Annotated in this window: 19 protein-coding genes; 3 read left to right on the top strand and 16 right to left on the bottom strand. The window is 48.3% G+C overall.

The genetic code is table 11. The annotated features are described in order from the left end of the window. Positions 1–179: 179 nt before the first annotated feature. The 13 genes from BT127_RS09500 to BT127_RS09440 all read right to left on the bottom strand — a co-directional run bounded on the left by BT127_RS09500 (position 180) and on the right by BT127_RS09440 (position 9,898). Complete coding sequence (locus BT127_RS09500) at positions 180–881, bottom strand: metallophosphoesterase (protein ID WP_075424772.1); 702 nt, start codon at positions 879–881, stop codon at positions 180–182. Next, a complete protein-coding gene (gene thrC / locus BT127_RS09495) occupies positions 881–2,374 on the bottom strand; it encodes a threonine synthase (protein WP_075424771.1) in 1,494 nt (497 codons plus the stop codon). The genes BT127_RS09500 and thrC overlap by 1 nt, the downstream gene beginning before the upstream one ends. 11 nt (positions 2,375–2,385) lie before the next feature. Continuing rightward, on the bottom strand, positions 2,386–2,763 hold the full coding sequence (locus BT127_RS09490; protein ID WP_075424770.1) for a YraN family protein: 378 nt from the start codon (positions 2,761–2,763) through the stop codon (positions 2,386–2,388). After that, positions 2,756–3,385 (bottom strand): ribonuclease HII, encoded by a 630-nt coding sequence (gene rnhB / locus BT127_RS09485; RefSeq protein WP_075424769.1) that lies wholly within the window; start codon positions 3,383–3,385, stop codon positions 2,756–2,758. Before rnhB ends, BT127_RS09490 begins: the two co-directional genes overlap by 8 nt. 2 nt (positions 3,386–3,387) lie before the next feature. Beyond that, positions 3,388–4,251 (bottom strand): ribosome biogenesis GTPase YlqF, encoded by an 864-nt coding sequence (ylqF, locus tag BT127_RS09480; protein WP_075424863.1) that lies wholly within the window; start codon positions 4,249–4,251, stop codon positions 3,388–3,390. A 31-nt stretch (positions 4,252–4,282) separates the two neighbouring features. Then, positions 4,283–4,882 (bottom strand): signal peptidase I, encoded by a 600-nt coding sequence (gene lepB / locus BT127_RS09475; RefSeq protein ID WP_075424768.1) that lies wholly within the window; start codon positions 4,880–4,882, stop codon positions 4,283–4,285. Continuing rightward, a complete protein-coding gene (gene lepB / locus BT127_RS09470) occupies positions 4,875–5,606 on the bottom strand; it encodes a signal peptidase I (protein ID WP_139275487.1) in 732 nt (243 codons plus the stop codon). The genes lepB (BT127_RS09475) and lepB (BT127_RS09470) overlap by 8 nt, the downstream gene beginning before the upstream one ends. Before the next feature lie 144 nt (positions 5,607–5,750). Then, positions 5,751–6,095 (bottom strand): 50S ribosomal protein L19, encoded by a 345-nt coding sequence (gene rplS, locus BT127_RS09465; protein ID WP_075424767.1) that lies wholly within the window; start codon positions 6,093–6,095, stop codon positions 5,751–5,753. A gap of 246 nt (positions 6,096–6,341) precedes the next feature. Continuing rightward, a complete protein-coding gene (locus BT127_RS09460; protein ID WP_075424766.1) occupies positions 6,342–6,998 on the bottom strand; it encodes a TIGR03936 family radical SAM-associated protein in 657 nt (218 codons plus the stop codon). After that, complete coding sequence (locus tag BT127_RS09455) at positions 6,973–8,832, bottom strand: TIGR03960 family B12-binding radical SAM protein (RefSeq protein ID WP_075424765.1); 1,860 nt, start codon at positions 8,830–8,832, stop codon at positions 6,973–6,975. The genes BT127_RS09460 and BT127_RS09455 overlap by 26 nt, the downstream gene beginning before the upstream one ends. A gap of 14 nt (positions 8,833–8,846) precedes the next feature. Continuing rightward, positions 8,847–9,296 carry a GNAT family N-acetyltransferase gene (locus BT127_RS09450; RefSeq protein WP_075424764.1) on the bottom strand — a complete coding sequence of 150 codons (450 nt, stop codon included), beginning with the start codon at positions 9,294–9,296 and terminating at the stop codon, positions 8,847–8,849. Further along, complete coding sequence (locus BT127_RS09445) at positions 9,293–9,685, bottom strand: cytidine deaminase (protein ID WP_075424763.1); 393 nt, start codon at positions 9,683–9,685, stop codon at positions 9,293–9,295. Before BT127_RS09445 ends, BT127_RS09450 begins: the two co-directional genes overlap by 4 nt. 3 nt (positions 9,686–9,688) lie before the next feature. Beyond that, positions 9,689–9,898: a DUF896 domain-containing protein gene (locus tag BT127_RS09440; protein ID WP_075424762.1), complete on the bottom strand. Its 210-nt coding sequence runs from the start codon at positions 9,896–9,898 to the stop codon at positions 9,689–9,691. A gap of 517 nt (positions 9,899–10,415) precedes the next feature. On the opposite strand from BT127_RS09440, the gene BT127_RS09435 reads away from it, so the two are divergent. Further along, complete coding sequence (locus tag BT127_RS09435; RefSeq protein ID WP_075424761.1) at positions 10,416–11,798, top strand: S1C family serine protease; 1,383 nt, start codon at positions 10,416–10,418, stop codon at positions 11,796–11,798. Positions 11,799–11,869: 71 nt separating this feature from the next. On the opposite strand, the gene addA is transcribed toward BT127_RS09435, so the two are convergent. The 3 genes from addA to BT127_RS09420 are packed head-to-tail and all read right to left on the bottom strand — an operon-like array spanning position 11,870 to position 20,538. Continuing rightward, a complete protein-coding gene (addA, locus tag BT127_RS09430) occupies positions 11,870–15,487 on the bottom strand; it encodes a helicase-exonuclease AddAB subunit AddA (protein WP_075424760.1) in 3,618 nt (1,205 codons plus the stop codon). Further along, on the bottom strand, positions 15,487–18,822 hold the full coding sequence (locus BT127_RS09425) for a PD-(D/E)XK nuclease family protein (protein ID WP_075424759.1): 3,336 nt from the start codon (positions 18,820–18,822) through the stop codon (positions 15,487–15,489). The genes addA and BT127_RS09425 overlap by 1 nt, the downstream gene beginning before the upstream one ends. Before the next feature lie 60 nt (positions 18,823–18,882). Then, positions 18,883–20,538 carry a GH25 family lysozyme gene (locus BT127_RS09420; protein WP_075424758.1) on the bottom strand — a complete coding sequence of 552 codons (1,656 nt, stop codon included), beginning with the start codon at positions 20,536–20,538 and terminating at the stop codon, positions 18,883–18,885. A gap of 299 nt (positions 20,539–20,837) precedes the next feature. Between BT127_RS09420 and BT127_RS09415 the strand changes: the two genes are divergently transcribed. Next, the gene (locus tag BT127_RS09415; protein ID WP_075424757.1) at positions 20,838–21,803 is read left to right on the top strand and encodes an RluA family pseudouridine synthase; all 966 of its coding nucleotides are present in this window, start codon (positions 20,838–20,840) and stop codon (positions 21,801–21,803) included. Continuing rightward, on the top strand, positions 21,803–22,498 hold the full coding sequence (locus tag BT127_RS09410) for a GTP pyrophosphokinase (protein WP_075424756.1): 696 nt from the start codon (positions 21,803–21,805) through the stop codon (positions 22,496–22,498). The genes BT127_RS09415 and BT127_RS09410 overlap by 1 nt, the downstream gene beginning before the upstream one ends. Positions 22,499–22,501 lie beyond the last annotated feature (3 nt).

The following is a 22,501-nucleotide window of genomic DNA, read 5'->3' as shown; positions in this document are numbered from 1 at the left end:
TAAGCTCCACCGCAAATATACATTGCAATGCGCCGTTTTTAACAGCGGGCAGCCATACTGCCGAGAAGCGGTACGTCCCTTGAAACGGCAAAGAACCGTACATAACATACTTGGTACATTATACCACATTCAGAAATTTTTTTCCACAAATTTCCGCCACTTCTACATTTTTTACAATTTCACAATACCTTCTCGGGGACAAACTGTAGATAATCACCTGCGATAAGGTGAAAATCAATGCCGTCATAGGTGTTTGTGACGCAAAGCTCGTGGGCAGAACGGCCGTGGATATGACCGTAGTAGCAAGCTTTGATGTTGTACCGATAAAGGACCTCCAGTATATCGTAATTGAAGTTGGAAGCGAATATCGGCGGATAGTGCATGAACACAAGAGGTTCAAGCTCTTCTTTAAGTGCGGACTGTATCGACATTTCAAGGCGCTGTACCTCACGTTTAAGTACCTTTTCGTCCTGAACGTCCCTGCTGCCGTCCGTACCGTTCACCCAGCCGCGTGTACCGCATATGCCGTAATTCTCATAGCGGTAGTGGTTGTTGTGAAGTATCTTAAGAGTACCGAAGCCCTCAGCAGCAAAGAAGTCCTCCATTTTCTTTCTGGTAGTCCACCAATAGTCGTGATTTCCCTTCAGGATTATCTTCTCTCCCGGGAGAGAGTTGATGAAGCTGAAATCGGGAACTGCCTGCTGAAGTGACATTCCCCAGGAGATGTCTCCTGCGAGAACTACGGTATCATCCTCTTTTATGTTTTCGAGCCAGTGCTTTTCTATGCGTTCCTGATAGTTCTCCCAGCCTGCGAAAATGCTCATTGTCTTGGCAGGATCGCAGAAGCTGAGATGAAGATCGCCTATTACATACAGGCTCATCAGATACCTAATGCTTTCAGAACGTACTGCTTCTGCTCTTCCTTGCTGATAACATCGCTGAAGCGCTCAGGCTTGTTCCTGAGGTCCGCAAGAGCAGCGGGTACAGGTATATCGGAAAGCTCTGCGATGCGGTCCACCTTGTCATATTCGTCGATGTCGGAAGCCTTGCCTTCAAGTGCTTCAAGTACAGCAGCGCTGAACTTGTAAGGACTTGCTGTTGAAGCGATAACAGTCTTTGTTGTATCGCCTGTTGCAGCCTTATAGTCGTTGTATACCTTAACTGCAACAGCAGTGTGAGTATCGCATGTATAGGAGTACTTTGTGTAGATATCGTGGATAGTCTCCTTGGTCTGAGCATCGTCGCAGAAGCCTGCCCAGAACTCGTCGCTGAGCTTAGCCTTTACAGTGTCACTAACCTCGTAGCAGCCCTCTGATGCAAGCTTGCCGAACCACTCACGTATCTGAGCATCGTCCCTGCCTGTCATGAGGTAGAGAAGTCTTTCGAGGTTGCTTGATATAAGGATATCCATTGAAGGTGAAACTGTCGCATGGAAAGGACGGTTTCTGTTGTATACGCCTGTGTTGATGAAGTCTGTGAGTACGTTGTTGATGTTGGAAGCGCATATCAGCTTGTTTACGGGAACTCCCATGTGCTTAGCATAGTAAGCTGCAAGGATGTTTCCGAAGTTTCCTGTGGGAACAACTATGTTTATCTTGTCTCCGAGAGCTATCTCGCCGTCCTTGACGAGCTCTGCATAAGCGGAAACGTAGTATACGACCTGCGGAACAAGACGTCCCCAGTTGATAGAGTTTGCAGATGAGAATATCATGCCGTTTGCTTCGAGCTGGTTCTTTACGTCCTCATCAGTGAAAATAGCCTTAACGCCGTTCTGGCAGTCATCGAAGTTGCCCTTGATAGCGCAAACTCCTACGTTAGCGCCCTCCTGAGTCTTCATCTGACGCTTCTGCATCGGGCTTACGCCTTCCTCGGGGTAGAATACCATGATGGAAGTACCCTCAACGTCCCTGAAGCCTTCAAGAGCAGCCTTTCCTGTATCGCCTGAAGTTGCAACGAGGATAACTATCTTCTTATCGAGGTTTATCTTCTTTGCGGAAGTTGTAAGGAAGTAAGGAAGTATCTGGAGAGCCATGTCCTTGAATGCACATGTAGGACCGTGCCACAGCTCCAGCATATATGTACCGTCGAAAAGGTGAGCTATCTCAGCGATGCTCTCAGTCTCGAAGTTCTTTACCGAATAAGCGTTATCGGTACAGTAATGTATCTCAGCTTCAGAAAAATCGGTGAGGTATTTCGAGAAGATGTATGCAGCTCTGTCGGCGTACTTCATATCACCGATAGCCTTTATCTCGTCAAGTGTGACAGCAGGTATCTCCTCAGGCACGAAAAGTCCGCCCTCAGCGGATATTCCCTGAGTTATAGCCTCGGCACTGCTTACTTTTACTCCACTGTTTCTTGTGCTGTTGTAAAACATAGAATCACCTTTCAGAATATAAAATTGTAGCCTGATGTATCATAGGCATTGGGTATATAATCAATGCTGAGCACCCTGCCGCTGTCGATTGTCACCTCTGCGATATCGAACCTCGGCTGCAGTACGCTCGGATGCTTGCAGCAATAATCACTTGCAGTCTTTATTATGAGACCGCGCTTGCGTTTGTTGACCGCTTCAAAGCCGCTTACCATACTGTCTGGCTTTCTTGCCTTGACTTCAACGAACGCGATAAAGTCGCCGTTTTCGGCGATTATGTCAATCTCGCCGCCTTTTATGCGGTAATTCCGCGCGGCTATAGTGTAGCCTCTTTCGGTCAGGTAGGCACAGACGCTTTCCTCGCCGAGTCTGCCCGTTTCGCTTTTAGTCATTGTCCTCACCGAGTATCTTTCTCAGGAAGGTCCTCCTGTGTACCTCGGAAGGTCCGTACTTTTTCAGCATTTCGCAGTGGAGCTTAGTACCGTAGCCCTTATGCTGCTCAAAGCAGTACTGAGGGTACTTCACGGCTATCTCCTTCATATAGCGGTCACGTGAGACCTTGGCAAGTACGGATGCTGCAGCTATGGAAGCGGATGTTGCATCTCCCTTGATAACGCACTCTGCTTTGCAGGGAAGTTCGGGAAGGCGGTTGCCGTCCACCAGTGCAAGGTCGGGGACTTTCCCCAGTCCTTCAACTGCACGGCGCATTGCAAGCATGGTAGCTCCGAGTATATTCAGCTCGTCTATCTCCTGAACGCTTGCAGTTGCTACGCAATAGGCGTCAGCACGGGAAATTATCTCATCGTAGAGCTTCTCCCTGCGGGACTCGGATATCTTCTTGCTGTCATTAAGGTAGTCGATAAGGACTCCGTCGGAAAGAATGACAGCAGCCGCATACACGTCCCCTGCAAGAGGACCTCTGCCAGCTTCGTCCACACCGCATATAACGGGAAATGTCCTGCGGCGTTCGGAGTCGTAGTCGAAAAGCTCCTTATGAAGAACAACTCTCGCCATAATTACTCCTTTACAGGCGGAAGCTCGAGAGTTATGCGTCCCAGCTTGCCGCTCCTGAACTCGTCCAGAACGGTTATAGCCGCTCTTTCGGTGTTTATCTCTCCGCCCGATATCATCATGCCGCGCTTCCTGCCGACTTTTTCAAGAAGGGCAAGTCCGTCATCAGCCTCATCGATATCTATCTTGTAGCGTTCCTTCAGCGGTTCGGGGTAGTTCTCAGCAAGGTACGCAAGAAGCTTCATTGCCAGTGTCTCGATATCAAGGATATCGTCGCTTATAGCGCCTGTGAAGGCAAGTCTTATTGCGGCGGACTGGTCCTCGAATTTTGGCCAGAGCACACCCGGCATATCAAGCATCTCGGTATTGTCCTTGAGCTTTACCCATTGTTTTGTCCTTGTAACACCCGGACGGTCCTCAACCTTTGCACGCTTTGAACCTGCAAGGCGGTTTATCAGCGAGGACTTTCCGACGTTAGGTATACCAAGTATCATAAGGCGCACAGCAGCGCCTGTCATGCCGTTTTTACTGCGCTTTTCCATAAGCTCCTTAAGCACGGTAGCCTTCATGGTGGGAAGGAGCTTATTCAGTCCCTTTCCCGATTTGCAGTCAACTGCGAGAGCAGTCACGTTTTCACGGCTGAAATAGTTCACCCATGCCGAAGTAGCATTCGCATCGGCAAGGTCGCATTTATTGAGAAGTACGATACGGGGTTTTCCCGAGGTCAGCGAGTCTATCTCGGGATTCCTGCTGCTCATGGGAGTACGTGCATCGATTATCTCGACAACAGCATCCACAAGTGACAGATTCGACTTGATAGCTCGTCTGGTTTTCGCCATATGGCCGGGAAACCACTGTATCACTTTCATATCTGTATTATTTTCCACAAGCTCCTCCTGTTCAGTCAACAGAGCCGATCTTATTTACGGGCGAAATGCGGAAAAGCACCTTTCCCATTATCTCGTCCTGCGAGACAAGTCCAAGATAGCTTGAACGGCTGTCTCTTGATACGGGACGGTTATCCCCCATAACGAAGTAGTATCCCTCGGGGATAGTAAGGGGATATTTCCCCGAAAAAGCGCCGTCGTCATTATGTGTTAGTCCGAGAGTGACATAGTCCTCCTTCAGCTTTTCGCCGTCCACAAAGACTTCACCGCGCTTGAAATCGATATCGATGGTCTGACCGCCGACTGCTATGACACGCTTTATTATCTTCTTCTGAAGTCCCGTATGTCTGAACATTATGCCGTTATCGTTGAAAACGTTCACATAAGCGGCATAAGCCACAACGATGTCCCCAGCTTCGGGATGACGGCTAACCTGCGAAACAAGCACACGTTCGTCCGAAAAGAGAGTTTCCTCCATAGAATCGCCGTCCACTGTGACGATGCTCAGCAGATAGGTGAATATCAGAGAAACGCAGAAAAGCGTTACTATAAGTGTCTCTGTAAAGCCTAATATCTCTTTAAAGAGACTTTTCTTGTTTTCGTTCTCAGTCATTTGCAGACTCTTTCCATGAATCGGTAAGGATATGGAAATCCTTTATAGGATAGTATCTTGCAAGTGCCTTACCGTAGATCTGGTCTTCCTTGATAAGTCCGACACCGGGATTACGGCTGTCTGCGGAGTGGTTTCTGTTGTCGCCCATTACGAAATAGTATCCCTCGGGGATAGTTATTGGGTACTGACCGTCAAATGCGCCTGTATCGTATGTAGTTGAACCTGCAGCGATATACGGCTCGTCGATAAGCTGACCGTCAACGTATACCTGATCGTCATGGATATCGACAGTCTGTCCGCCAACAGCGATAACACGCTTGATTATACACTCGTTGAAGGACTGGTAATCATCGGGAACGTAAACATTTCCGCTGTCATCAAGGAGATAGTTCTCTTTCTTGTCGATAACAAGTATATCTCCGTACTTTATGTCGCCGTATACAGTAGTCATAAAGATCCTGTCCGAAATGGAATTAGGATCTGAAGCGTCATAATGCTTGTTGAGTGTGGGATACATAGAAAGTCCGATAATATTTACAGGATGGAGAAGGTAAGTAACTACCAGCACGATAACGAATACCATTATCAGTGTAGACTCCATTATCTCTATAACATCGGAAAGAAAGGACGATTTTTTCTCTTCCGGCTTTTTTGCTGTATCTTCTGCTTCTTTAACTTCTTCAACAGTTTCTGCGTTGTTGTTCATTTCTGTATTATTTTCCATTTAAAGCACCTCATTCCGCTTTGATTTCATAAGTTCGTGAGTTTTTTCACAAATTTCCATGTAGCAAAAAAGGGACTTCTAAGTCCCTGATTTAAGGAAATGACGAGCGGGCAGAAAATCCGCCCGACTCTGTCAACCAGCTTTTTAGCGGATCTGCTCTTTAACCTTAGCAGCCTTACCAACTCTGTCGCGGAGATAGTAGAGCTTAGCTCTGCGAACCTTACCGTATCTTACGACCTCAACCTTGTCAACAACAGGTGAGTGTACAGGGAAGACTCTCTCGATTCCGCAGCCGTGTGCTACACGTCTTACAGTGAAAGTTTCGTTGATGCCGCCGTGCTTCTTAGCGATAACAGTACCCTCGAATACCTGGATACGGCTCTTGTCGCCTTCCTTGATTCTTACGTGTACCTTTACAGTATCGCCGACGTTGAACTGTGGGACATCCTGCTTCATGCTTGACTCGCTGATTAACTTAAGTGCATCCATTTTTATTTCCTCCTAAAATTTCCGAACATTCATACCCGTTCCGCATACACCGTCCAGCAAAACAGCATATACAGAAAAAACGTAAAACATGCGCCTTGGCGCGAAAATCCCTTTGGGACGATACGGGCAGCGGACTATCCGATTTAATGTCTTTCGGCATTAACCCTCATCTGTATGTGAGATATACAGACGGAATTTCAAATGCTTTTATATCATACCACACTTTAAAAGAAATTGCAAGTGTTTTTAAGAAAAAATTTCATTATTTTCGCATAAAATACCGGTACGGAGTATTTTTTCCGGTGTGAACGCCACATCTGTAGTCCTTGAAAGAGCCTCGAAGAAGAGAGTCGGGTTGTAGTTAGTCTGTGTTCCAGCGGGGAGATACATCCTCATATCCACCGAATCATCGGTCTTTTCGCAGGACAGTACCTCCATATCGGGCTTGATATCTACAGTCTTGATGCCCTTCTTTGTCTTTTTCTCTATGTTTATCTCAGGCTGTGCAAGAAGCTTCTGTACAGCGTCATAGAGTCCCTGAACATCATCGCTCACCAGTGAGAAGCTGTACTCAGCCTTTGCAATAGCGGTTATCTTGAGCTTCTGCTCCGCCACAGACACGATGCTCATGCCCTCGGGCATAACTGCGTTGAGCTTGTCCCTTATCTCCTCCATCGACATGTTATCATCGGTTATGTTGAAATCGAGTATCTCGCAGCTGCTCTCAAACCCCAGTGAAAGGGCGAGTGCAAAGCTGTAGTAGGGGTGCGGATTGAAGCCCTCGGTATACCATATAGGCAGCCTTGAACGTCGGAAAGTCCTCAGCATACAGCGGTTAAGGTCCAGGTGGGAGATGTACTTTGCTCTGCCTTTTTTCTCAAATATCGCTCTTACTCTTTGCAAAACAAGGGCCTCCTATCTCTTTGCTTACTCCGCATGCCGAGCATTTCAGGCGGCAATGGGGCGTTGTTACGGACATACGTGCCGTTTTGTTCTCTCTTATGAGGAACTCCTTGGTAACGTAGTAGTCAAGGTGATCCCACGGGAGTATCTCGTCGTATTCAAATCGTCTGTTGGCGTAAAATGAAGGATCTATACCGCACTCCGCAAAGGCTTCGAGCCATTTGTCGAACTTGTAATGCTCCTCCCAGCTGTCGAACTTACAGCCTTTCTTCCATGCGGTGTATATGGACTGACAAAGTCGTCTGTCGCCCTTTGCAAGGATGACCTCAAGCATACTTACATTAGGATCGTGGTAGCTGACCTTGACCTTCTTGGTTTTTACCGAGTCAAGGAGCAGCTTCTGCTTATGCTCTATCATCTCACGGGTATCCTGGGGCTCGAACTGGAACGGAGTAAAGGGCTTCGGCACGAATGTGGCACAGCTTACAGATACCTGTACTCCCCTGCCCTTAGGTCTGTCCTCAATGCTGTAGAACAGATCCACTATACGCTGTGCAAGGTCTGCGATACCGACTATATCCTCGTCGGTCTCTGTGGGAAGTCCCATCATGAAGTAGAGCTTTACTGTGGAATAGCCGCCCTCGAAAGCAATGCGGCAGGTGTTCATTATCTCATCCTCGCTGACGTTCTTGTTGATAACGTCACGGAGACGCTGTGTGCCGCCCTCGGCAGCAAAGGTAAGTCCACTCTTGCGAACCTTCTTTATCTTGTTGAGAAGCGATTCCGAGAAGTTGTCCACTCGCAGTGAAGGGAGCGAAAGATTCACCCTCTCGCCTACTGTGTAGTCAATAAGACGGGTAAGCATCGGATCGATGTCCGAATGATCGCTTGTACTGAGCGAAGCAAGAGATACCTCATCATAGCCTGTATTCTCGCAAAGTGCCTTTGTCTCTTTACATATGGTATCCGTGGACTTTTCACGGAATGGACGGTAAATGAAGCCTGCCTGACAGAATCTGCATCCTCTTATGCATCCTCTCAGGACTTCCACCGATACTCGGTCGTGAACTATCTCAGTGAACGGAACAACGAAATTATCGGGATAGTAAACGCTGTCCATGTCCTTAATTATGCGCTTCTTTACGGTCTGCGGAGCGCCGTCCGTTGTTGTAACTCCGCTGATAGTGCCGTCCTCATTATAGCTGAAATGATAGAACTGCGGCACGTATATTCCCTGTATCTGTGCAGCACGTCTCAGGAAATCGATACGCTTTGCGCCCTGCTGCTTCATTTCGTGGTAGAGGTCCATGAGTTCGAGGTTTACCTCCTCGCCCTCACCGAGTATGAACAGGTCGAAGAAATCCGCAAGGGGCTCGGGGTTACAGACGCATGGACCTCCTGCAACAACTATCTGTGTAAGCTCCTCTGTACGGTCCTTTGCGAATATGGGAATGCCTGCAAGGTCCAGCATATTCAGCACGTTTGTGTATGACAGTTCGTACTGCATAGTAAAGCCGATGAAATCGAAGTCCTTTATAGGATCAAGGGACTCCAGCGCATAAAGGGGGATATCGTTTGCACGCATTATCTCCTCAAAGTCAAGCCCCGGAGCAAAACAGCGCTCGCACCAGTAATTCTCACGCTCGTTTGTGAGCGAATAAAGTATCTTCATTCCGAGATGTGACATACCAATGTCATATGTATCGGGAAAGCAGAATGCGAACCTGACATCCACCTTTGACTTGTCCTTGATGATGCTGCCCACCTCTCCGCCAATGTATCTTGACGGCTTCTGCACCTCAAGAAGGTGCTTTTCTATCTTGTCTTTCAGCATAATTCCTCCGAAAGTTAAATTTCCTTTTCAAAATAAATCATGTCACGAAGCTGAACTCCGCCCTCGAAAATAGGGTGATCGTAGTTATCCGTAAAGAAATCGGGAATTGTATACGCCCTTGTAAATCCGCAGTTCTCATAAAACGGCACTGTAAGGGGACTGTCCCCCGTTCCTGCCCTGAGTACGGAATACCGACCGCTGTACCTCACGGCTATAAGCTCTATTATGAGCTTTCCGAGACCTCGGCGCTGACATTCGGGACGTATGGCTATATTCTTTATTTCAAGAACTCCTCCGCCCTCGTCCGTAACGGCACAAACGCCGCATACCTCGTCCTCATCGCAGAGCGCATACAGCTCACAGCGCTCCAGATACCGCAGTATCATATTCTCCTGTTCGTCACCGATGAGAAGGAGCTCCATATACTGCTCCTTGTTTTCGTTTACGGGAATAAGTGAACTCATTTCATGCTCTCCTCTGTGAAACGCATGGGAAGGAAGTCCGCAAGCCTGTACCAGCCGTTTGAGAGGACTATCACCATATCGTCTCCGCAGAACTCGCTGAGCACCTGCAAGCAGGCACCGCAGGGCGTACAGGGACGGCTGAAATCGCCGTTTCCGCTTCCTGCAACAGCTATAGCCTTGAAATCTTTAACGCCCTCGGATACAGCCTTGAATACGGCGGTACGCTCGGCGCAGTTAGTGAGTGAATACGAAGCGTTCTCGATATTGCATCCCGTATAGACCTTCCCATCGGCAGTCAGCAGAGCTGCACCGACCTTGAAATGCGAATAGGGACTGTATGAATTTTCGGCAGCCTTTACAGCTGCGTTAAAAAGTTCACCGTTAGTCATATCTCACCTTTTGCTTCCGCTTCCGACCTTGCGCTTTTTGCCGTCGGGAGTAACTATGTATGTATTTTCAAGCTGAACATTGAGATTTCCCACAACTGCGTGTCTGTACTCGTTTCTCAGCTCGGTCTGTTCCTTTTTTTCAGCTTCGGTAAGTCCCTCTGCCTTTGATTTTTTTGCAAGCTCGTTTATACGATCGATTTTCTTCTGATCCATTTTGCACCTCTCAGGTTTACGGCCCTCCGCAGATACTTCCGCTGTACAGCATCAGGCAGCAGTATAGTTAACTAATTAATGTCTGCTCAGCAACTAAAAAATGGCTTATTATAGCTTCCAAAGCCGATTTTAAGTTGTCAAAGTGCAAGAAAAAATTATATAGAAGTTTTTTCTTGCACTTTGTTTTGCCCTTTCGGGCAAAATGAGCTTGACATAAAGAAATGTGACGCGCAAATTCTTTATATTTTAGGGAATTTGCGCTCCCCGAACAAAGTTCGGGGCAGTAACCGCCCAAAGGCGGTTACTGAGTACACATTAATTATAACCCGATACGCCCGAAAAGTCAATATCACTCCCTACGCTGAACGTCTGCCGCCACAGAAAAGTATACCACGATTTTTTCTGTATGTTATCATAATTTCATCACAATAGATGCTATAATAATATTCAGAGGACATGGCATAATAAATAGAGTATATAAAATATGATGATAATATGAAAGCGAGGATTTCATAAAATGTCTGATAATTATAATGAATACACCGACAGCTCGTCGGAATACTCATACGAAACAGATCCGCCCAAAAAGCCAAAGAAGCACAGAGGTCTGAAAGCTATCGCTTTTCTGCTCTGCCTTGCTATAGTAGGCGGCGGATCAGTACAGCTTTATAAATTCATGAACGACACCAAGCTCGATTCCTCACAGCTTACAGAAGCTGCTGAGACTCAGAATAATTTCCGCGAGAAAAAAGACGAAATGGAAAACGATCCCGAGACCGCTCCCGAGGATAAAGAGGCTGTGAACGCTTCTTCAAACCTCCCGAGCCTTATCAGTATCGCTGCACGTAAGGATGCAAAGTACCTTCCTGATATCGTGGACGAGGTAATGCCTTCGGTAGTCGGCATATCATCAAACTTCGAGATCTCCAAGACCTATAACACATGGAGCTTCTTCGGTATGCAGCCCGAAACTCAGACACAGAACGTTGTGGGTACGGGTACGGGAATCGTTATGACAAGCGACGGCTATATCATCACCAACGCTCATGTTATCTACGAATCGGAGTACGGCGGCGGCGAAGCAAAGGAAGTTTCTGTACTTCTCAGCGACGAGACCGAGTATAAGGCAAAAATAATCGCTTACGACAGGGAAACAGACCTTGCCGTACTGAAAATAAATGCATCAGACCTCACTCCCGCACAGTTCGGCGACAGTGATGACCTTCGTGTAGGCGAACTTGTTATAGCAGTCGGCAACCCTCTCGGATTCGAGCTTTTCGGTTCAGTAACAAGCGGTATAGTCTCAGCACTCAACCGTCAGATCTCCATAGACGATAAGGATATGACTCTCATCCAGACCGATGCCCCTATAAACGAGGGTAACTCAGGCGGACCGCTCCTTAACAGCTGCGGTCAGGTCATCGGCATCAACTCCGCAAAAATGGGTTCAAGCTACGGTTCGGCTACAGTCGAGGGACTCGGTTTCGCTATCCCGATAACAGAGGCTAAGGTAATTATAGATGACCTCATCAACAACGGATACGTTACGGGACGTCCGAAGATCGGCGTATCTACCTACGATATAACTGAAGCATATGCAAAATACTATGATACACCTATGGGACTTTACGTTCAGTCTGTATCGGAGGGTGGTGCCGCTGACAAGGCAGGCATCAAGCACGGCGATATCATTATCGAGATCGAAGGCGAAGCTGTTACTACTGCCGATGAGATGCACAAGATAAGGGATCAGCACAAGGCAGGCGATACTATCACCATGAAGATCTACCGTGACGGCGAAGAGATCGAACTCGAACTCACCCTTGAAGAGGACGTCACAAACAAAACTGCAAAGGCTGATATCCCATTCAGTGCAGAAGATCCTACCTATAACAACTGAAATCATCTTCATTCTTTCATATCTTCTCCTTACAGAGCATGCCCGACTCGCAAAGAGTCGGGCATGTCCCTTTATATAGGTATATTTATTGTACGTTTCAGCTCGAAGGAGTAAAGACAAGCTTCCTTGACCTTCTTGCCTGTGGTCAGTTCAGCCGCCGCACGGTAAAGCTGTATCTGCGCCGTATAGCGCTCCCTGAGTGCATCCGCCGATGCTCCTCTGTCGGACTTGTAGTCCACTATCACAAGACCATCCTTTTCCTCGAACATAAGGTCTATGATACCCTTTATCATGCCGTCGGAATGTCTCAGCTTCACTATTATGGGACCGCTGATATCAAGCTGTGCTACGGCAACCATGAATTTCTTCTCCCTGACATAGCTCCCGGAGTTAATAAGACGTCCGTACAGCTCGTTATCAAAGAATGCGCCGACCTTGTCTGTATCTATAGCCCTGCCCTGCGCCTCGGTGAGATATCCCGCAGATATCATCCGCTGTATCTCCTTTTCGGGTTCAATCCTTGCCGCATTAAGGTCGCAGTACTGGAAGAAGGTGTGTATCGCAGTACCTCGCTCGGTACCTGTCAGCTTCTCAACACCCGTTATGAACCTCGGACGCTGAAGCTGCATATCAGGCTCTTCGGTATCGGTGAATTTATGCGTCAGCTGTGTTACGCTGAGCTTCGCAGGCATCTGTGAAAGCTCCCTGTCGTAGGTACTGTTTATAAGTGCCCGAAGCTCACGGCAAAGTGCTTCGTCAGGCTCGGCTTCACGCTCCTCTGCGGCTTCTGTTATGATATCTGAGCAGTCGGGAACGCAGTATTCACAGCTGAACAGTTCGTCCTCAGAATCCCACTTCGGCAATCCGAAACGCTCCGTATCAATTGCTGTTTTCTCCGCTATCTCACCGAAGCTCCTGTGCTTCATGAGACACGCCCATATCCAGTCCGCATAAGTGTCTGCATTGTTCACCTGAGAGGCTATACTGCTGTTGTTTATGACGCACTCCTCAGTCAGACCGCTTATGCGCTTTACAGCATCCTCGCCGCATTTAAGGTTTATGAACAGCTTCTGCTTTGCACGGGTAAGGGCAACATACAACAGGCGCATCTCCTCACTTCGTGCATCCCTGCGTTTTTCCTCTGCAAGCATTATCTGCTGGAAGGTCTTATACTTCCTTACCAGCTTCGGATCGTAGAGGATATAGCCTACCCTGCCGTCTGCGGAACACATAACGGTGTCCGAATCATAACGGAATTTATGGTCTGTCTGTGCGATGAATACAAACGGATATTCAAGTCCCTTGGAGCTGTGCATGGTCTGTACCGATACATAGTCGCCCGAGCTTGCCGAGACCTTGCCCTGTGCGTAGTCGCCGTTCTCCATTATCCTGTCAATATGACGCAGGAAACCGTTCAGTCCACCGAATCCCTCGGCAGAAGCCGCTGTTTCGTAGTTTATCGCATACTGAACCAGCGCCCTGAGATTTGCACGTTTCTTCTCGCCGTCACTGTAGAGCTGCATAACGGATATGAAGTCGGTGGTGTCGTATATGGAAGTTATCAGTTCCCCTACGGTCATTGTTACGGAGTCAAGACGGAAAGCATCCAGAGCCTCCATGAAGTCGGCACAGCGCTCTATAAGGAACATATCCGTGAAGTCCTCGTACTTACCGCCTACCACGTCCCTGATGACCGAGAACAGCGGACTTTTCCTGTCAAATGAGCGTATGTACGCTATATCGCCTATTGTGAAGGTGTACATGGGCGAAGTCAGTACAGCCGCAAGGGGGATGTCCCGGAGGGGATTGCTGATTATCCTCAGAAGGTCAAGGAGTATGGTTATCTCCCTCGACTTAAGGTATCCTTTTTCCTCGCTTCCCTTTGCAGGTATGCCACGGAGTTCAAGCTCCTTTACGAAATCGGCAGTAATGCCGTTGCTTCTGGTAAGGATACAGAAATCCGCAGGAGTACAGGGACGGGTGCCGCCCTCTTTTTTCACGACTTCTGCACCTGTGCGGAGCATCTCCGCTATCTTCTTTGCGGTGCAGGCAGCTTCGGCATTTCCCGAAGGTACTTCCTCATCAGCATCCGGTATGAAACGCAGTTCGGTAAGTCTGTCACCTGTATGTGACGAGTATTCCTGCGCTCCGAAATACAGCTTCTCGTTGTCGTCATAGGCTATATCTCCGCAGTCCTCAGACATTATCCGCGAAAATATATAGTTTACCGTGTCGATGACCTCGGGAGAGCTGCGGAAGTTCCTGTTCAGGAAAATAGCCTTGTTTTTCGCCTGACTATCAGCACTGTATGGTTCGGAAGCCTTCAATGTTGCGATGAAGTTCTTCGGGTTTGCAAGTCGGAAGCCGTATATAGACTGCTTTACGTCTCCCACAAGAAAGGCATTGTCGCCGTACATAGGCTGTCCGTCGGCAGTTCTTCCGAAATTCTTTGACATGAGCTTGAAGATAAGGTCCTGCTTGTTGTTGGAGTCCTGATACTCGTCTATCATTATGATATCGTACATCTCCGCAACTCTCAGAGCGGTCTCGGACTGTACAATATTTCCGTTCTCGTCGAAGTCCGCAAGAAGCTCCAAAGCAAGTCTTTCGCCGTCATCGAAGCTGACTGCGTTCTTTTCGCACTTTCTCTGCCATATTATCTCCTGATACTTTTTCAGCACCTCTGCAAGGACCTGTGTTACCTCGCCTGATTCCGCAAAGTCCGCTTCCGCCCTTGAATAGCTTGCTGTTACGCTCTTGACGGTGTCCATTACCATTTTGCGCCTTGCGGCATAGACCTCCAGAAGCGAGTGGTCGCAGATAACATTCTTGTTTACTGCAACTCGCCTGCCGAATACGGGTATCTCACTTTCCTCGGGGAATCTTCCGCTTTCAAATGCCCTCATACAGGTGAATACCGATTCGCAGTCGTCCTGTACCTGTGCAAGAGTCTTTACCGCCGCAGGAACTCCAGTAACATCGGGGAATGCATCGGTGATAAGGTCAATGTTCTCCTTAGCAATACGGTATGCCCTCTTCATCTGACGGAGACAGCTTGCCATAAATGTCCTGCAATAAGCCGAGTCCCTGAAATCCCTGCTGTATTCGCTTACAGCATCGTCCAGCCACTTGTCCCTGAAAGCCGCAGATGCAAGGAATCTGTCCATTTTATCGATTATCTCCATAAGGGGCTTTTCGTTCTTTATGCAGAAACGGTCATAGAGGAAGGATATCTTCTCATACTCCGATTCGCTGTAGTAGTTGAAAAGCTCCTCCATTGCCTGCGCCCTGAGCACTGCTTCATCCGCCTCGTCAAGAACTCCGAATCCCGAGGTTATACCCTGCTCGGTAAGATTGTCCCTTATCAGCTCGAAGCAGAAGGAGTTTATGGTGGATATCTTTGCGCTTTGCAGGAGTACCTGCTGTCTAAGAAGGTGCTGATCGGAGGGATCGTCGTTTATCAGTGCCCTGAGCTTCATATCAAGGCGCTTTTTCAGCTCTGCGGCAGCGTCATTTGTGAACGTTACCACAACAAGCCTGTCCGCACGTACTCCGGAATCGGGATCCGCAAGAAGCTTCACAAGGCGCTCGGTGAGTACAGCAGTCTTACCGCTTCCTGCCGCCGCAGATACTATCACGGAGGAATTTCTCGCTTCGATAGCGTTATTCTGTTGTTCTGTCCATGCCATTATCCCTCACCTCGTTCCGTTTTCATTGATAATATCTCATCTGCCTTTTCCACTTCGGACTCGTCGGGACCGCGGAATATTTCTGCCTCGGAGTTTCCGCATATATCGCCGAAATCGCAGAAGGTACAGGGAATATCAGTCCCCATTACCAGCGGAAGTGCCTCGGCATCGCCCGAAAGGAGCGACTCCGCCATATCCTTAAGCTTGCCGTAGGTGTACTCCCTGAGAAGCTCCATTCCCGAGGAAGATATACAGCTTGAACGGCTGTCTATTGCGCCGTCCTTATTGGTCTTTACGGGAATGAAACGACCGTTCACTCCGCTCTCCATAGCGGAAAGGACATCCATATCACTAAGTACGAGACCGCTGCCCTTAAGTCCCGATTCTATAACGCTGCTGTTGAGGGTGTCAGTCTTGGATTCCTCCGCAGTTACACTGTTTATCTGCACAGGCGAGTAGAGAACTCCCGCAGGCTTGCAGTCCGAATACAACCCGTTCGCTTCCGTAGCCGAAAACAGGTATATCAGCATCTGCATATTGAGTCCGCCTGCAAGCGTCTTTGAAGTTATATTCTTTCTGCTGCTCTTGTAGTCTATTATGCGGAGGTATCTGCTGTCGCCGATTGTGCAAACGTCCATACGGTCCACTATGCCGCCGAATACCAGCTTTTTGCCGTCACCGAAGGACATCTCCGCAGGACGCTTGTCACGCAGGTCCAGCTCAAAGGCATCAGGCACAAAGCTGCTTGCCATAAGGGACTGCTGTGTATAGAGAAATACATCCGCAAGACGCTCGGTTAGCTTGTTGAAGATAAGTCCGAATTTCGGAGTCTTGCCGAAGTCTCCCCCAAGCTTCTCCTCACGGTAACTGTCCGCTGCACGGCGTATCTCTCCACACAGCTGGTCGTAGGAAAGTCCCACGAACTCATCCTTTGTTCGTGAAGCAAGTACGCTTCTGAGGCAGTTGTGGGTAAGGTCCCCTGCTATCCTGCTGTCAAGCTCCACCTTTTCGCACTTCTGAAGTCTCAGACAGGAATCGCAGAAATACATGAAATGACACCTGTTATAGTTTTCAAGTCCCGATGGAGATACCCTGAGAGGCTCGAAGTTCTTCAGCTTTTCCATTATGCTTCGGTCTATCTTATAGTCGTGCGAGAATCCGGACCTGCTGAGTGCCTGAGATATGCGTCTGCTGTATTCCGGCACTTCCGTAAGCACTTTCCTGATAGATGCAGTTTCCCTTGTATTCAGCTTTCTGTCCTGCATATAGTGATAGTAGGCAGAGTGGAGCGTCACCGCATAGCGGTCGGGAGTAAGCATATCCTCGGTGATGCGTATATCGGGACGTCCGAACATACGGATGATGCTGTCCACTGCCTGCGCAGGGTAGCGGACCTGTCCCGAAAGGTCCGAAAGCGGATAGGTCACATAAAGCCTGTGTGAAGCCGCAGACAGCGACTTGTACACTATAAGGCGCTCCGCTGCGATAAGGTCAGAAACGGGACGAGCTATCTCTATGCCCTCATTTGCAAGCTTCTGCTTGTCGGCTTCGGAGAAAAGTCCGTGAAGATCCACATTCTGCGGAAAGCTGCCCTCGTTCACTCCCATTACGAAGAGTACCTTCGGTGCATTGAGACGCGCGGTACGTGCAGATGCAGCGATAACGCCGTCCAGCGTCTGGGGAGGTACGGAATAGGTCAGTCTGCCTATCATGGAGCGGATTATGCGGCTCAGCTCGGGGAACGGTATGATCTTGTCACCTATAGCAGATGCCACGCTGTCCAGTATCTCCATAAGGCAGCCCCAGAGCCTTTTCAGCTCGGCAGCTTCGTAGTCCCTGTCCTGACGGATAAGGCGTACCATGAGTCTTCCGAGGCTCTTATCCGCACCGCAGTCCGTAAGATAGCCGTAAAGCAGTCCGCAGACCTCCTGAGCGGTATTTTCTCCCGAAAGCTTCCTGCGGAGCTGTACAAGGGGCTTTACTACGGTTTTTCTGAGTTCTTCAAGCTCCTCAACGCCCTCATCCTCGGCAGTAAAGGGACGAGTCCACATATCGCCGTCAACGCTCCACTTGTAGCAGTAGTTTTCAAGGAGCGACGAGTCCGTAACGGATATATCAAGTATTCCGCACTTTATCAGTCTGAACATCTGCTCCGTGCGGAACCTGCCTGAGGACATAAGGTCCAGAAGCGCCGTAAAGAATACCATTACCGAAGTGTGGTCAACAGGCTTTTCGATGCTCAGGAAGTATGGTATGTCATATCTTCTGAATGCCGCCTTAAGCACCTCGGAATACTGTGCGATATCATTGGATATAATGGCAATATCCCTGAATCTGAGGGAACTGTCGGCATATATCATCCTCTTTATCTCGGCGCAGACATACTCCGCCTCGCTGTACATGTCTCTTGCCTCGAAAATGCTTATATTGTCGGGACTCGGGGAATTCTGCGGCTCATAGCGGAAATTCCGCATAATATGCCTGCTGAGGTACTCCAGATCGGGTTTTGCAAATCGGTAGCATCCTTCACATGAAGTCACCTTAACGGGCACGTTCTCCTGACGGCATATCTCCCTGACTGTCCTGTAGGTACGGTTTACGGTCTCGAACAAGGTGAACTCACCTGCATCGGGATCATCGGTCCTGAGAGTTATGACCACATCATCCGCAGATGATATCATGACCTTGAGCATCTCTATCTGATCTCCCGTGAAGCTCTCGAACTCGTCTATAAATACCTTCCTGCCCTTGAAATATCTGTTCAGATTAGCTGTCTTTGCAGCTTCACGGACGTTTTCCAGCTCGTCCTTATAGCCGTATTCCTCCATAAGGCGCTCGTACTCGAAGTATACCGAAGCCACATCGTCCGTTTTGTCCCTGAGCTTGTTATCCAGCATAACAGCCTTTACCGCAAGCTGATTCGGCGCTATGCCCGAACGCTTCATATCGTTTATAAGCTTAAGCATCTCCTCTGCGAAGCCGTTCTGCATACTGGTCCGGCGGAAGTAGCTGAATGAAGCGGGATCGTTTCTTACGGCAGAGATAGCCTGATATATGATTATCATACGTGCAAGATCATCGGCGTACTCGCCTTTTCTGTCGGGTTCACCGAACAGCTGGAACAGCTGACGTGCAAGGCTGGTGAAGCTGAGAGACATCAGCTCGTTGAAGCGCTCCGCACCGAGATAGAAGTACAGAGTTTTATCGAATTCATAGGAATACTGCTCTGGTACGATGATACATACCCTGTCGGCATTTTCCGATTCCTGCTTTATGCGCTCAAACATCAGCGTACTTTTACCGCTTCCCGCAGCGCCTGTTATAAATTCAACCATAATTCCTCATTCCTGAAAAAATATGCATATCGGAACGACCGATATGCATATCTGACATTATCAATAACCGTTAAGATGATATTCCCTCATTACCGAAGGATACGATCTGTAGCAGTAGCTTACAGAAACAGGAGCACCGATACCGTCTATGCTGACATCGATATCATACTGCCATGTGCCGTATTTACTGCTGAACGCAGGCTTTTCAACTCCGTAATTTGCGAGCCATACGTCATAGAGCTCAAAGAGTGAAGGATCAACGTGGTTTGTAAGGAAGAATTCATAGCTGTAGATTCCTATGTAATATCCCTTATCCTCGAAGTATCCGCAGAATGCCTTTACAAGCTCTGTTATCTTTTCGGGAGTCAGCTCCGATTTGGAGTAAACAGGATCTTCTATATCGAGATACAGCGGATAATCGAACTTGATACCCTTTATCGTATTATAGAAGGCTTCTGCCTCCTTAAGCATTCCCTCAACGGTGGTAGAAGTAGCGTACCAGTAAGCGCCTATCGGCATTCCTGCCGCAGCTGCATCCGCAGCATTCTTTGCGAAGTTCGCATCAGTCTTGGGTTCGATACCGTTGTATCCTGCACGGAGTATCGCAAAATCAACACCGTTCGCCTTAGCCTTTCCCCAGTCTATATCACCCTGCAGGGACGATATATCAACGCCCTTCTTGTAGGATGCTGTAGTCGTTGTCGTACTTTTAGTTGCAGGCGAAGCTGTAGCTACCGTACCTGTGGGACCTGAATATGTCTCGGGAGAAAGTATGTAAGGATAATTCTTATAGGAGTAGTTCAGGTCGACCTGTGTAGGTACACCGCTTGCCCAGCCTGTACCCGAATACTGCCATACGCCGTATTCGCCTGAGAACGAGTATGGTGAACTTGCATACTGTGCGACCCATACCTCGTATTTATCAAGAACGCTTCTGTAGATATTCGCTTCAAGGAACCAAGCATAGCTGTAAACGCCTGCCCTGTAGCCCTTTGATTCAATTGTGGAACAGAAAGCGTCAACTATCTGTGACATATAAGCTGCGGAATAGTAGCTCTGGAACTTTTCCTCAACATCGTAGTATACAGGATACTCGAAATCGTAGTTCTTTATGATCTCGTAGCAGGTCTCTGCTTCCCTTACTGCATCCTCCGGTGAATTAGCGTAGCTGTACCAGTATACACCTACGTCCAGACCGGCAGCCTTGGCGTTCTGTACGTTCTCATCGAACTTATAGTCCTTCTGATAGAGTTCACGTCCGTAGCCTGCCTGTACTATAGTGAAATCTATACCGCCTGCCTTTACCTGCGGCCAGTTTATTGTATTCTGGAACTTGGATACGTCTATACCCCGTCTTGTGATGTAAAGAGGCACCTCAGGGGCAGTAGTTGTGGTCTCGGCAGTGGTAGTCTGCTCTTCAGTAGTAGTTACTGTAGTTGCAGCCGTTGTAGTTTTGGGAACGGTTGTGGTGGTAGTGGATGTAGTTGCAGGGGCTGTTGCGGGTACAAGCTCCTGATAAGCATTGTAGATTCCAAATACGTCGAAAGGTTTTCCTTCAGAGTCTTTACTTTCGGCTGAATTTGTGCTATCATATAACTCAGCGGAAGCATCGGCAGGCAGCGTTGCAGCAAAAGCTGTGGGAGCTGCGGTGATCGCTGTGCCGAGGGCAAGTATGCCTGACATAACAGCACTGATCAGCCTTTTGGATATGCTCATGACAATCATTCTCCTTGCTATTCAATTATTAAGGGATCATTCAGCACATCCATGACACTGTCGTAAGAGGACTGACGGCTTTACAGATGCACCTGATCCGTGATCGGTTTCCTCATCGCATTCAGAACCGCACTGAAAACTCCTGCGATGGGTTTGTGTATATAGTATAACATACTTAAATGAAAAACGCAAGCTTTATGCAGAAAAAACAATAGCCTGTCCGAAACATTGTGCGTTGTGCACTAACAAAAATATAAAAAACTGTTTATTTTCACACCAGTTTTCCACGGAGTATATATATGAAAGAGTTTATTATCAACAATAATGACAGCGGTCAGAGAATAGATAAATTCATATCAAAGGCAATGCCCGAGCTGCCTAAAAGTATGATGTACCGCCTGATCCGCAAAAAGGACATAAAGCTCAACGGCAAGCGCTGCGATATATCCGACCGCCTTTCAGAAGGTGATGTGGTAAGAGTCTACGTCAAGGACGAAGTTGCAGCCGAAAAACAGCACGACCTATCGTTCAGGTCCGCTTCACGGGAGCTCGACATAGTTTACGAGGACGATAATATCCTCATTGCAGATAAGCCTGTGGGACTCGATTCCCACTCCAACGCAACAAGCAGCAGCGATACCCTCATAAACCGCATAAAGCTCTATCTCTGCGAAAAGGGCGAATACAATCCACAGGAGGAAAGCTCCTTCGCACCTGCGCTGTGCAGCCGCCTTGACAGGAACACTTCGGGACTCGTTACCGCCGCAAAGAACGCTGCCGCACTGAGGGAGATAAACTCCGCAGTAAAAAACGGTCAGCTCCATAAGATATACCACTGCATCACGGTTTCGGCACCGCCCTCCCAGGAGGACATACTCACCGCCTATCACCGCAAGGACGAGGGCAGGAATATAGTCCGCATATCCGACGAGCCGAAAGAGGGATTCAGAGAGATCAAGACGGGTTACCGTGTACTTGCAGAGCGTTCGAGACTGTATCTCATCGAAGTGACACTCTATACGGGCAGGACTCACCAGATAAGGGCACATCTTGCACACATCGGCGCTCCCCTTCTCGGGGACGGCAAATACGGCGATCCCTCAGCCAACAAGCGGAGAGGAGTGTTCAGACAGGCACTCTGCGCCTATTCCCTCATCTTCGACCTCCCTGAGGATTCGCCTATGAGCTACCTTAACGGTTTGAAGGTAACATCAGGAACTCCCGAATTTGAAAAGCGTTTTTTCGCCGAAAGGAATGATAAATAATGGATAATTCAAGCAGAAGACAGGTAATGAACGAACTGATAAACCTCTCCGATCAGGACATGACGGAAAGCGAGTTCATCGGTATGCTCGAAGAGAGCATGATACCGCTCCAGCAGTTCTTCACATACTACAAGTGCGCTATCATGGAGATAGAGACCAAATTCAAGGTGCTCAACGAGCAGTTCTCGATAAACGGTGAAAGCAACCCCATTGAGTTCATACAGTCGAGGATAAAGAGCTACAGCAGTATCTTCCGCAAGGTCATGAAGAAGAATATCCCGAACACTCTCGAAGCGCTGGAAGAAAACATCCACGATATCGCAGGAGTAAGAGTTATATGCTCATTCATACAGGACATCTACCGCCTTGCAGACTGTTTTCTCAGTCAGGACGACATAACCCTCATCGAGCGCAAGGACTACATAGAGTCCCCTAAGCCGAACGGCTACAGAAGTCTCCACCTGATAGTGGCTGTACCTATATTCCTTGAAAACGAAAAGCGCATGGTCAAGGTTGAAGTACAGCTCCGCACGATAGCTATGGACTTCTGGGCAAGTCTCGAACACAAGCTCCGCTACAAGAAGGACCTTCCGCAGGAGAAGCTCGACCTGCTTGCAAGTGATATGAAAAAGTGTGCGGACGAAAGCGCCTCATGGGACATGCGTATGCAGAGCATAAAAAATATGATAGAATGATTT

The sequence above is a fragment of the Ruminococcus sp. XPD3002 genome (assembly GCA_900119535.1).
Classification (GTDB): Bacteria; Bacillota; Clostridia; order Oscillospirales; family Ruminococcaceae; genus Ruminococcus; species Ruminococcus flavefaciens_H.
The sequence above is the reverse complement of the archived record's forward strand: the minus strand, read 5'-3'. Positions and strand labels throughout refer to the sequence as shown.

Bases quoted from the DNA above. Each gene is read 5' to 3' on its own strand.
- BT127_RS09445 (WP_075424763.1), bottom strand. From the start codon at position 9,685: ATGACTAACGGTGAACTTTTTAACGCAGCTGTAAAGGCTGCCGAAAAT.
- BT127_RS09435 (WP_075424761.1), top strand. From the start codon at position 10,416: ATGTCTGATAATTATAATGAATACACCGACAGCTCGTCGGAATACTCA.
- thrC (WP_075424771.1), bottom strand. From the start codon at position 2,374: ATGTTTTACAACAGCACAAGAAACAGTGGAGTAAAAGTAAGCAGTGCC.
- lepB (WP_075424768.1), bottom strand. From the start codon at position 4,882: ATGACTGAGAACGAAAACAAGAAAAGTCTCTTTAAAGAGATATTAGGC.
- rplS (WP_075424767.1), bottom strand. From the start codon at position 6,095: ATGGATGCACTTAAGTTAATCAGCGAGTCAAGCATGAAGCAGGATGTC.
- lepB (WP_139275487.1), bottom strand. From the start codon at position 5,606: ATGGAAAATAATACAGAAATGAACAACAACGCAGAAACTGTTGAAGAA.
- BT127_RS09450 (WP_075424764.1), bottom strand. From the start codon at position 9,296: ATGAGTTCACTTATTCCCGTAAACGAAAACAAGGAGCAGTATATGGAG.
- ylqF (WP_075424863.1), bottom strand. From the start codon at position 4,251: ATGAAAGTGATACAGTGGTTTCCCGGCCATATGGCGAAAACCAGACGA.
- rnhB (WP_075424769.1), bottom strand. From the start codon at position 3,385: ATGGCGAGAGTTGTTCTTCATAAGGAGCTTTTCGACTACGACTCCGAA.
- BT127_RS09440 (WP_075424762.1), bottom strand. From the start codon at position 9,898: ATGGATCAGAAGAAAATCGATCGTATAAACGAGCTTGCAAAAAAATCA.
- BT127_RS09455 (WP_075424765.1), bottom strand. From the start codon at position 8,832: ATGCTGAAAGACAAGATAGAAAAGCACCTTCTTGAGGTGCAGAAGCCG.
- BT127_RS09415 (WP_075424757.1), top strand. From the start codon at position 20,838: ATGAAAGAGTTTATTATCAACAATAATGACAGCGGTCAGAGAATAGAT.
- BT127_RS09410 (WP_075424756.1), top strand. From the start codon at position 21,803: ATGGATAATTCAAGCAGAAGACAGGTAATGAACGAACTGATAAACCTC.
- BT127_RS09425 (WP_075424759.1), bottom strand. From the start codon at position 18,822: ATGGTTGAATTTATAACAGGCGCTGCGGGAAGCGGTAAAAGTACGCTG.
- BT127_RS09490 (WP_075424770.1), bottom strand. From the start codon at position 2,763: ATGACTAAAAGCGAAACGGGCAGACTCGGCGAGGAAAGCGTCTGTGCC.
- BT127_RS09420 (WP_075424758.1), bottom strand. From the start codon at position 20,538: ATGAGCATATCCAAAAGGCTGATCAGTGCTGTTATGTCAGGCATACTT.
- addA (WP_075424760.1), bottom strand. From the start codon at position 15,487: ATGGCATGGACAGAACAACAGAATAACGCTATCGAAGCGAGAAATTCC.
- BT127_RS09500 (WP_075424772.1), bottom strand. From the start codon at position 881: ATGAGCCTGTATGTAATAGGCGATCTTCATCTCAGCTTCTGCGATCCT.